Here is a 10,038-nt window from a genome sequence, read left to right as displayed (position 1 = left end):
CAGAAATGTGTGCAGTGCACCCGGCATGGGCCGCATCTCGTGCTGTATGCGCCGATGGCCCCAATGCCGGAACGCAACTTTCTGTTGTTTGTCGTGACGGTTGTTAAAGTTACCTGCAGCAAGGATGCCTCAGCATTTGAGCCAAGGCGTATGGCGACTCGCCGAAAGAAGCGCTTCACGCTGAGCTACCACCAGGCAGTAAGGGCCGCGCTAAGCGGCCCTTACTGCTTATTCCGGTTCGTCTTCCTGGGCAGCCTGACCGTAGGGCTGTTCTCGCCAGTTCAGCGCGCTGTGGTCGTGCTGAGTTAGAGGCTGCAGGATGGCGCGTTTTTGTGATCTGGGAGTGTGAAGTGGCGGATGGGAGGATGCTTGAAGAACTCGCAAGCAAATTAAAGCTGATGTGAGCGGAATAGCGAAATATAGATGAAAAAGATAGATCCCAATCACAACAAAATCACCGTAGATCTTAAATCTTTAGATGACGTCGGCCTTCTTGATCTTCGTGCTGCGGTTGATAGGGAAGCTAGACACAGGGGGTTGAGCTTTAACGTTGGGGAGATTGGTGAGAAGCTCGCCATAGCACTATTCAAAGAACGATCCGATCTTCCAGTATTGGCTCCAGCCCCGAGGGGAACTAAAAACATAGATGCAATCTCAAGGGATGGGAATCGATACTCAATAAAAACCTTACAAAGGGCCAAGAAGACGGGAACAATATATCCTGATCCGGTCGACAAGCATCGGAGACTCTTTGAGTTCATTCTCATCATCATGGTTAATGATGAGTATTCGCTTGAGCGTGTAATTGAACTCGATTGGGATCAATTTTGTTCAGTCCGTAGTTGGGATGTAAGAATGAATGCTTGGTACGTGGCCCGCTCCCATCGGGCGTTAAGCATCGGTCGTCAGATTTACCCAAAAACGGAAGAGGTGTCAGGCGCCACGTCTGCAAGCTGTTCCACGAGTAACTCGTCGGCAGCTAAAGATATCGCAGGGGATCTTTGACTGGTGGTTCATTGAGCGACCACACCAATTGCCATAACGCTGTTTACTGGGGGCCGCTCAAGGTTGGCGAAGTAGGGGGAAGCGGACGTTGCACCTCTGTCGCACTGCTGAGAATGGCAGGCTACCTAGAGGTTGTAGGTTGTTGCCCCGGGCAATGCGCTGTCCTCATGTTTAGTGCGACCCTTTTTTTGCAGGGCGAACCAAGCAATCCTTGAGGTCTCTTGGAGAGTACAATTTCGGACACGTGGGTAGCGCAACGGGCGACCGATCCTCGCTCCCAAACTGGGCCTCTATCAATACAAGACAAGACAAAAATGGATAACGCTACGGACCAAACGTGGGAACGATTGCTCTTTGCAGGGCGGCGAAAGCGTGATGAACGTCCCTCAGGCCCTTCTGACGGAAAGCCTGCTGTCCCCAAACCTGAGGGGGATGCTGATGCAGGTGAAGTAGAGATGCGGACTGAAATTGAACGTGACCATGATCGCATCCTTTTTTGTGCCCCGGTCCGACGGATGGCTGACAAGACGCAAGTCTTTCCGCTAGATCGGAACGATAGCGTGCGCAATCGGTTGACCCATTCCCACGAGGTCTCGAATCTCGCGAGAAGCATGGGGGTTACGCTCTTCCATAGCTACGACGTTGCAAAAGGCATTAAGGACGCCGGCAGAAATATACCGGCATTGCTTGCAGCTGTAGGGCTGGTCCATGATCTTGGTAATCCTCCATTCGGACATCAGGGCGAAGCTGCGATTCAGAGCTGGTTTGAAGACAACGCCGATAAGGTTGCCGGGGATCAAGATAATCGTATTCTCGATGAAGAGCTGTACGAGGATTTTCTGAAGTTTGAAGGGAATGCGCAAACCTTTAGACTGGTTACTCGCCTTCAATTGTTAAATGACAATTTTGGTCTTGATCTCACATATGCAACTCTTGCTGCGATGATGAAGTATCCGGTGGGGTCGCGTGAAACTCAAGCTGATTCGCACGTTGGGAAGAAGAAGCACGGCTTCTTTTCCTCTGAGCGGAATATCGCCGAAGGCGTGTTAAGCAAGGTTGGGCTGAAAATTGGTACTCGTCACCCATTGGCGTATGTGATGGAAGCGTGTGACGATATTGCCTATGCAGTATTGGATATTGAAGACGCTGTAAAGAAGCGGCTTGCTTCATTTTCTGATTTGATTGCCTATCTCTCTTATCATGGGGGTAGTGACTCTGTAATTCAGGAGCTTGTTGAAAAGAGCGAAAGTAAGCATGTTGAGTATAGGAAGGAGAAGCTTTCACCTTCGGAGCTTGATGATGTATCGATGCAGCGCTTTCGTGTATATGCGGTTGGCATGATGATTCGGGCCGTCACGGAAGCATTTGTTGAGAACCAAGTGTCGCTTGCGAGTGGTGAGCAGGAAAAGCCTTTGCTGAAGTTGTCTAAAGCTAATCTTCTTCGTGAACTGTTGGGTAGGTTTGCAAAAACATATGCATTTCAGCATCGCTCCGTGGTTGAGATTGAGTTGCATGGGTACAACACTATACGGGGGTTGATGGATATTTTCTGGGAGGCTATCGTTAATACCGATCCGGCTGCCGGAAGGGAACGTCCTGATCATCCATATAATCGTTATGTGTATACCAGAATATCTGAAAACTACAGGCGAACCTATGCTGAGCCGCCAGAAGACGTGAAAGATATGCCGTTGCGATATCGGCAGTGTCTTTTGTTGACGGATATGATCTCTGGTATGACGGATTCTTATGCGATGAATTTGTTGGCGGAATTGAAGTCGTTTAAAGCTGAAGGTCGACTGTGACGACAAGCCAAACGCGTAATAAACTGGTCCAGTACCTCACTTATGGAAGTGAGGGGCGGGAGTCTTTGCGCGTATTTCTAGAGGATATTTCCAAGGAACTCTCGGATACTGCCATCTTTGGTGGAATGATCCGAGATTTTGGATTGGGGTACGCTCGATCCTTTCGATCAGATATTGACGTTGTGACAATGTCAACGGCGGCGGAGATTTATGATCTGATAAAGAAATTTAATCCGATTAGAAATAAGTTTGGTGGTTTTCGTTTTTGCCAGTCGGGTCATTTGTTTGATATTTGGTCGTTTCACGACACCTGGGCAATTAGGGAGGGGCACGTCGACGGCAAGGTGTTGGATGATCTTTGCAAGACGACATTCTTTTCTCTCGATGCTGCGATATTCAGATTGCAGCAGAGAAGCCTAACTGCAGCTACAAATTATGAAGAGATGCTTGCGGAAAGGGTGCTGGCGATTAATTTGGTAACTCATCCATTTCCCGAAAAGATTGCTTTGCGAGCCATTCGGATGGCGATGTCGAAGGATCTTTTTGTCGAGCCGAGCCTCTGTGAGTTTATAGTCCGTAATCTTCGTGATTATCAGCTTGATGCTGGGTGTCGTGGTTTTGTCGAGGGTGCTCGACGTCACTTGCGAACGTCTTCTGATCGCAATTTTAAATATGGAGTCCAGCTCGATATTTGGTCTAATGGCGACAATTTATCTAGACTGAGTGACGCGGCAAGAGGGTGCCAATCGAAGTCTGTCGCATCTCGTGTTCGTACTCCTCTGAAGGTCGCTGAAAAAGTTTAATTTCAGAATTTCGTTGTAAATCAACGAGAGGGTGGTGAGTGAGGAAAGGGGGTTATAGAGTGCTCACCCTAAATCGAGCCTGTTACCACCCTCCTTCGTTGAGGTCTGCACCGCGTATTGCACCGAATTTGCACCGCGAGGGGCCGGTAAAAGAAAAGGGCGCGCGGATAACCCACCGCGCCCAAACTGAAAAAGCCCGTTAGATCAAAGATCTACCGGGCTTTCGCATTTGGTGGCGAATCAGGGATTCGAACCCCGGACCTGCGGATTATGATTCCGTTGGCCCAGGTCATTTACTTGTGAGTTTCCCCAACTATTCTGAGATCCTGCACTGCGTTATCAAACGTCAATATTCCCCGCCCGCAACGCATTCGACTCAATAAACGCCCGCCGCGGCTCCACATCATCCCCCATCAGCGTAGTAAAGATCCCATCCGCAGCAATAGCGTCTTCGATCTGCACGCGCAGGAGTCGCCGCACCGTCGGATCCATCGTCGTTTCCCACAGCTGCCCGGGGTTCATCTCCCCCAGCCCCTTATACCGCTGCTTCGACACGTTCCGCTCGGCATCCGCAAGCAGCCACTTCATCGCGCTCTTGAAGTCCGTCACGGCCATGCTGCGTTCCCCACGCTTGATGACCGCGCCTTCCCCAATCAGCCCCGTGAACGTATTCGCGGTGGCCACGAGCTGCTGATAATCCGCCGTGTGCTGGAATTCCTGATCGATCACCGAAACCCGCACATTCCCGTGATGGGTGCGTTCGACATGCAGCGACCGCTGCTCGCGCACCGGATCATACGAAGGCACCACGCGCACTTCGTTCTTCAAAGCCTCGTCATGCAACGCAGCGTGCAGCGCCTTCGCCGAAGCCTCCGTCGAAGCCTCGTTGGAGAGGTCGATCGCAACCCCATCCATGATCGCCTCAAGCGCGGCCGGGTCATACAACCGGCTCAACCGGTTGATCACGCTTTGCGACAGCAGATACGACCGCGCCAGCTCCCCAAGCGCATCGCCGGAAATCACGGCCGCATTCTCGCCAGGCACCAGCTCCGAGCCTTGCAGCGCCAACCGCAGCATGTGCGCGTTGAGCTCCACGTCATCCTTCAGATACCGCTCGTCCTTGCCCGCCTTGATCTTGTAAAGCGGCGGCTGCGCGATATACACATACCCGCGCTCGATCATGTCCGGCATTTGCCGATACAGGAACGTGAGCAGCAGCGTCCGGATGTGCGCACCGTCGACGTCCGCGTCGGTCATGATGATGATGCGGTGATAGCGCAGCTTGTCGAGGTTGTAATCGTCCTTGCCGATCCCGCAGCCGAGCGCGGTCACGAGCGTGACGATCTGCTCCGACGACAGCAGCTTGTCGTAACGCGCCTTCTCGACGTTCAGCACCTTGCCGCGCAGCGGCAGGATTGCCTGGAACTTCCGATCACGCCCTTGCTTGGCCGAGCCGCCTGCCGAGTCACCCTCGACGATATAGATTTCGCACTTCGCCGGGTCTTTCTCCTGGCAGTCCGCGAGCTTGCCGGGCAGGCCGACGCCGTCGAGCACGCCCTTGCGGCGCGTCATCTCGCGCGCCTTGCGCGCAGCATCGCGCGCACGCGCGGCTTCGACGATCTTCCCGCAGATGATCTTCGCGTCGAGCGGCGTTTCCAGCAGGAACTCTTCCAGCGCCTTCGCGACGACTTCTTCAACCGGCGCGCGCACTTCGGACGAAACCAGCTTGTCCTTCGTCTGCGAGCTGAACTTCGGCTCCGGCACCTTCACCGACAGCACGCACGACAACCCTTCGCGCATGTCGTCGCCGGTCGTTTCGACCTTGGCCTTCTTCGCGATTTCGTTGTCGGTGATGTACTTGTTGATGACGCGCGTCATCGCGGCCCGCAGGCCGGTCAGGTGCGTGCCGCCGTCGCGCTGCGGAATGTTGTTCGTGAAGCACAGCACGTTCTCGTTGTAGCTGTCGTTCCACTGCATCGCGACTTCGACGCCCACACCATCCTTCTCGCCGTTGGCGTGGAAAATCGTCGGGTGCAGGTTGGTCTTCGTCTTGTTGATGTATTCGACGAAGCCCTTCACACCGCCGGCGAACGCGAAATCGTCTTCCTTGCCCGAACGTAGGTCGGTCAAACGAATCCGCACGCCGTTGTTCAGGAACGAAAGTTCGCGCATCCGCTTCGCGAGGATGTCGTAGTGATACTCGACCGTGCCGAAAATGGTCGGATCGGCCATGAAGTGCACTTCGGTGCCGCGGTTCTCGGTATCGCCGGTCACCAGCATCGGCGACACTTCCACGCCGTCCACCATCTCGAGCACGCGATCCTGCGCGATGCCGCGATGGAACTCCATGAAACGCTTCTTGCCGCCGCGGCGCACGGTGAGGCGCAGCCAGCTCGACAGCGCGTTCACGCACGACACGCCCACGCCGTGCAGGCCGCCGGACACCTTGTAGCTGTTCTGGTCGAACTTGCCGCCGGCGTGCAGCTCGGTCATCACGATCTCGGCGGCGCTGCGCTTCGGCTCGTGCTTGTCGTTCATCTTCACGTCGGTCGGAATCCCGCGGCCGTTGTCGGTCACGGAAATCGAGTTGTCGGCGTGAATCGTCACGTGGATGTCGTTGCAGTACCCGGCCAACGCTTCGTCGATCGAGTTGTCGAGCACCTCGAACACGAGGTGATGCAGACCGGTGCCGTCCGACGTGTCGCCGATGTACATCCCGGGGCGCTTGCGCACCGCTTCCAGACCTTCGAGGATCTGGATCGACGAGGCGCCGTAGCTGCTGTTATCGGGTTGCGAATTGTGCTGTTCACTCATGGATATCTTCCGGTTCTGCGAGGCCACTCTAGTGGCGGCGCGGTGCGTTTCAGCGAGAGAAATCGCCGGGCCGCTCCAGTTTCCTGGCTCGTCCACGGTGCCGGTCAGGCACCGAAAGGACGGGTTGTCGGTTCGCCATAAAAACGCCAAAGGGGCTTGCCGCCCCCTGGTGTGTGTCTTGATGTCGCGCGCGTCAGATGCGCATCGGCATCACGACATACTTGAACTCGTCGTTCTCGGGCACCGTGATCAGCGCGCTCGAGCTGGCGTCGCCGAGGCTCACCTGCACGGTGTCGACCTTCAGGTTCGCGAGCACGTCGAGCAGATACGTGACGTTGAAGCCGATGTCGACGGTGTCGCCCTGATAGGCGATTTCCAGTTCTTCCTGCGCCTCTTCCTGGTCGGCGTTGGTCGACATGATCTTCAGCTGGCCCGGCGCGATGATGCAGCGCACGCCCTTGAACTTGTCCGAGGTCAGGATGGCCGCACGCTGCAGCGAACGCTGCAGTTCTTCACGGCCGATCTCGAACGTGTTCTTGTGCGCCTTCGGGATCACGCGCTGGAAGTCGGGGAACTTGCCCTCGACGAGTTTCGACACGAGCTCGACCTGGCCGAACGTGAACTTGGCCTGGGTTTGCGCGATGTCGATGGTGACGGTGTCGTCGATGTCCTCGAGCAGGCGCTGCAGCTCGAGAATCGTCTTGCGCGGGACGATCACTTCCTGGCGGCCGAACGTGCCGCCTTCGATCTTCATCGACGAGAACGCGAGGCGGTGGCCGTCGGTGGCCACGGCCATCAGCTGGTCGCCGTCGACGACGAGCAGCATGCCGTTCAGGTAGTAGCGGATGTCCTGCTGCGCCATCGCGAAGTGCACCATGCCGAGCAACTGGCGGAACGACTTCTGCGGGACGGTGAGGGTCGCGCCGAAATCCTTCGCCTGCGCGACGGTCGGGAACTCGTCGGCCGCGAGCGTCTGCAGTGCGAAACGGCTCTTGCCCGATTGAACGGTGAGGCGCTTGTCGGCGAGCGACAGCGTGACCTGGCCGTCAGGCATCGCGCGCAGGATGTCGAGCAGCTTGCGGGCCGCGACGGTGGTGGCCACCTGGTCGCCGCCGACGCCGAAATCGGCGCGCGTGGTGATCTGCAGCTCCAGGTCGGTCGACAGGAATGAAACGTCCGGGCCGTTCTTGGTGATCAGCAGGTTGGCGAGGATCGGCAACGTATGGCGGCGTTCGACGATGCCGCTGACCGTTTGCAGCGGCCTGAGGAGGGTGTCTCGTTCGGTCTTGACCAGTTGCATAGAGTTCCTTCGTTGAGTAACGGCCTGCAGCGCAGCAGCCACGCAGCGCCCCGCCGGCCGGGCTCTTGGCCCGCCACCGCCGGGGCGGTCAAACCAGTATTGTGCCTCAAAACCGAACCGCCCCCCTTAAATTGGGGCGGAGGCCGAATTATCAAGCGCGCCCGCGCGCTCAGCCCTTCAGCGTCTGTTCCAGCACGTGCAGCTCGTGGTTGAGCTGCGCGTCCTTGCTGCGCTCGTCGGCGATCTTGCGCACGGCGTGCAGCACGGTGGTGTGATCGCGCCCGCCGAACAGCTCGCCGATTTCCGGCAGGCTCTTCTGCGTGAGTTCCTTCGCCAGGTACATCGCGATCTGCCGCGGCCGCGCGATGTTCGCCGGACGCTTCTTCGAATACATGTCGGCGACCTTGATGTTGTAGAAGTCGGCGACGGTCTTCTGGATGTTCTCGACCGAAATCTGCCGGTTCTGCACGGTCAGCAGGTCCTTCAGCGCTTCCTTGGTCAGCTCGATCGAGATCTCGCGGCCATGGAACTTCGAATACGCGAGGATCTTGCGCAGCGCGCCTTCGAGTTCGCGCACGTTCGAACGCAGGTGCTTCGCGACGAAGAACGCGACGTCTTCCGACAGGTTCACGCCTTCCGACTGCGCCTTGCGCATCAGGATCGCGACGCGCATTTCCAGCTCGGGCGGCTCGATCGCGACGGTGAGGCCCGAATCGAAGCGCGAGATCAGGCGATCGTCGATCCCCGAGATCTCCTTCGGATACGTGTCGCTGGTGATGATCACCTGCGCCTTGTTCGCGACCAGCGCCTCGAACGCGTAGAAGAATTCCTCTTGCGTGCGCGACTTGCCGGAGAAGAACTGGATATCGTCGATCAGCAGCAGGTCGAGCGAGTGGTAGTAGCGCTTGAAGTCGTCGAACGCCTTGCGCTGGTACGCCTTCACCACGTCCGACACGTATTGCTCGGCGTGGATGTAGCGGATCCGCGCGCCGGCCTTGTCGAGCAGCAGCTGGTTGCCGATCGCGTGGATCAGGTGGGTCTTGCCGAGGCCGACGCCGCCGTACAGGAACAGCGGGTTGTACGAGATGCCGGGGTTGTCCGCGACCTGGATCGCGGCGGCGCGCGCGAGCTGGTTGGCCTTACCGGTCACGAAGTTGTCGAACGTGAGCACGGGGTTCAGCTTCGAGCGCTCGTACATTGAATCGGCTTCGCCGCCGTTGGCGGGCGCGGCGCCGGGGCCCGGGCGCCACGTGCGGCGGCCGGCAGCCGCTTCGTGCGCGGGCAGGCTCGGCAGGTCGATGTCGGCGTCGTCGGCGTTCAGGTGGTGCGTGGCGGCTGCCGATTGCGTCATCGGCACGTCGGCCGGCGCGGCGGGCGCAGCCGCGGCATGCGCGGTCAGGTTGGCGGCGATCGCGGCCACCGTGGCGGCCGGGCCGCTCGGCTGCAGCGGCGCGCGCGGGGCTGCCGACGCGGCGCCCGTAGCGGCGCTGCGCATGCCGGCCTTCGGATCGAGGACGAACTGGACTTCGATCGGCGCGTTCCAGAAATCCCGGGCCAGATCGGAGATCCGGCCCGAAAACTGGCTCTTGACCCAGTCCAGCTTGAAGCGGTTCGGCGCGGCGATGGACAGCGTGTTCGCCGACGCATCGAAGGCCACCGGGGCCAAGGGTTTGATCCACGTCACGTACTGCTGGGGCGTCAGCTCGCGCTCCAGCAGTGCGGAACAGTGTTGCCAGAAATCGTTCATCAAGTAGCTGTCGTTTTTTGCATGCACAGCGCGGCTCGCCGGCGCCCTTGTCGCGATGACGCAACAAGGCCCGAAGCGGTCGTGCGAGCGTGCCTCGGACGCCTGCGTCACAGTCGTGCAGAGGCAGGCGGGAGCCGGGGCGGCGTGCGGGATTCTTGGAGATAAGGCGAGATTCTAACGCCAAACGCGGCCACAGCGGGACTTATCCACAGGCTGTGATTGTGGGTCGCGGGGCCGGATCGGCGAGGGCCGGCACAGGCGCGTGACTCCTAAAGTATTGACCGTCAAGAGAAAAACGGTTTAAATAGCGGGTTCCGCGAAAACCAATCCTGTATTCCCGGCGATTGCGTTCGCCCGAATGCCTCCGGTTAAGGGCACGCGGTCCCCTGAATTTCGACATTCTCGAACAAGTGAGAACATCATGAAACGTACTTACCAACCGTCCGTGACGCGCCGCAAGCGCACCCATGGCTTCCGTGTCCGCATGAAGACGGCAGGTGGCCGCAAGGTCATCAACGCTCGCCGCGCGAAGGGCCGCAAGCGCCTCGCCATCTAAGGCAGGTT

General features: G+C 57.9%; 8 protein-coding genes. 5 read left to right on the top strand and 3 right to left on the bottom strand.

Going from position 1 to position 10,038, the window contains the following annotated elements; all coding sequences use genetic code 11:
• The 4 genes from ACM6JT_RS04870 to ACM6JT_RS04855 all read left to right on the top strand — a co-directional run.
• On the top strand, positions 1-309 hold a 309-nt coding region (locus ACM6JT_RS04870), incomplete at its 5' end, for a hypothetical protein (protein WP_414856042.1).
• A 114-nt stretch (positions 310-423) separates the two neighbouring features.
• Complete coding sequence (locus ACM6JT_RS04865; RefSeq protein WP_414856041.1) at positions 424-1,005, top strand: hypothetical protein; 582 nt, start codon at positions 424-426, stop codon at positions 1,003-1,005.
• A 314-nt stretch (positions 1,006-1,319) separates the two neighbouring features.
• Positions 1,320-2,810 (top strand): dGTP triphosphohydrolase, encoded by a 1,491-nt coding sequence (dgt, locus tag ACM6JT_RS04860; protein ID WP_414856040.1) that lies wholly within the window; start codon positions 1,320-1,322, stop codon positions 2,808-2,810.
• Positions 2,807-3,613, top strand: coding sequence for a hypothetical protein (locus tag ACM6JT_RS04855; RefSeq protein WP_414856039.1), 807 nt, complete (start codon positions 2,807-2,809; stop codon positions 3,611-3,613). Before dgt ends, ACM6JT_RS04855 begins: the two co-directional genes overlap by 4 nt.
• 339 nt (positions 3,614-3,952) lie before the next feature.
• On the opposite strand, the gene gyrB is transcribed toward ACM6JT_RS04855, so the two are convergent.
• The 3 genes from gyrB to dnaA form a co-directional block, all read right to left on the bottom strand.
• Complete coding sequence (gene gyrB / locus ACM6JT_RS04850) at positions 3,953-6,427, bottom strand: DNA topoisomerase (ATP-hydrolyzing) subunit B (protein WP_414856043.1); 2,475 nt, start codon at positions 6,425-6,427, stop codon at positions 3,953-3,955.
• Between the two features lie 193 nt (positions 6,428-6,620).
• The gene (gene dnaN / locus ACM6JT_RS04845) at positions 6,621-7,727 is read right to left on the bottom strand and encodes a DNA polymerase III subunit beta (RefSeq protein ID WP_059605245.1); all 1,107 of its coding nucleotides are present in this window, start codon (positions 7,725-7,727) and stop codon (positions 6,621-6,623) included.
• A gap of 169 nt (positions 7,728-7,896) precedes the next feature.
• Positions 7,897-9,474, bottom strand: a complete 1,578-nt coding sequence (dnaA, locus tag ACM6JT_RS04840; RefSeq protein ID WP_414856038.1) for a chromosomal replication initiator protein DnaA — start codon at positions 9,472-9,474, stop codon at positions 7,897-7,899.
• 421 nt (positions 9,475-9,895) lie between these two features.
• Between dnaA and rpmH the strand changes: the two genes are divergently transcribed.
• Positions 9,896-10,030: a 50S ribosomal protein L34 gene (gene rpmH / locus ACM6JT_RS04835; RefSeq protein ID WP_004198824.1), complete on the top strand. Its 135-nt coding sequence runs from the start codon at positions 9,896-9,898 to the stop codon at positions 10,028-10,030.
• Positions 10,031-10,038 lie beyond the last annotated feature (8 nt).

It is taken from the genome of Burkholderia sp. IT-111MI5 (assembly GCF_949752865.1).
Classification (GTDB): Bacteria; Pseudomonadota; Gammaproteobacteria; order Burkholderiales; family Burkholderiaceae; genus Burkholderia; species Burkholderia pyrrocinia_C.
The sequence above is the reverse complement of the archived record's forward strand: the minus strand, read 5'-3'. Positions and strand labels throughout refer to the sequence as shown.

What these genes read in the sequence shown, in the direction of transcription:
- gyrB (WP_414856043.1), bottom strand. Translation starts at nt 6,427, where the DNA reads ATGAGTGAACAGCACAATTCGCAACCCGATAACAGCAGCTACGGCGCC.
- dnaN (WP_059605245.1), bottom strand. Translation starts at nt 7,727, where the DNA reads ATGCAACTGGTCAAGACCGAACGAGACACCCTCCTCAGGCCGCTGCAA.
- ACM6JT_RS04865 (WP_414856041.1), top strand. Translation starts at nt 424, where the DNA reads ATGAAAAAGATAGATCCCAATCACAACAAAATCACCGTAGATCTTAAA.
- dnaA (WP_414856038.1), bottom strand. Translation starts at nt 9,474, where the DNA reads ATGAACGATTTCTGGCAACACTGTTCCGCACTGCTGGAGCGCGAGCTG.
- rpmH (WP_004198824.1), top strand. Translation starts at nt 9,896, where the DNA reads ATGAAACGTACTTACCAACCGTCCGTGACGCGCCGCAAGCGCACCCAT.
- dgt (WP_414856040.1), top strand. Translation starts at nt 1,320, where the DNA reads ATGGATAACGCTACGGACCAAACGTGGGAACGATTGCTCTTTGCAGGG.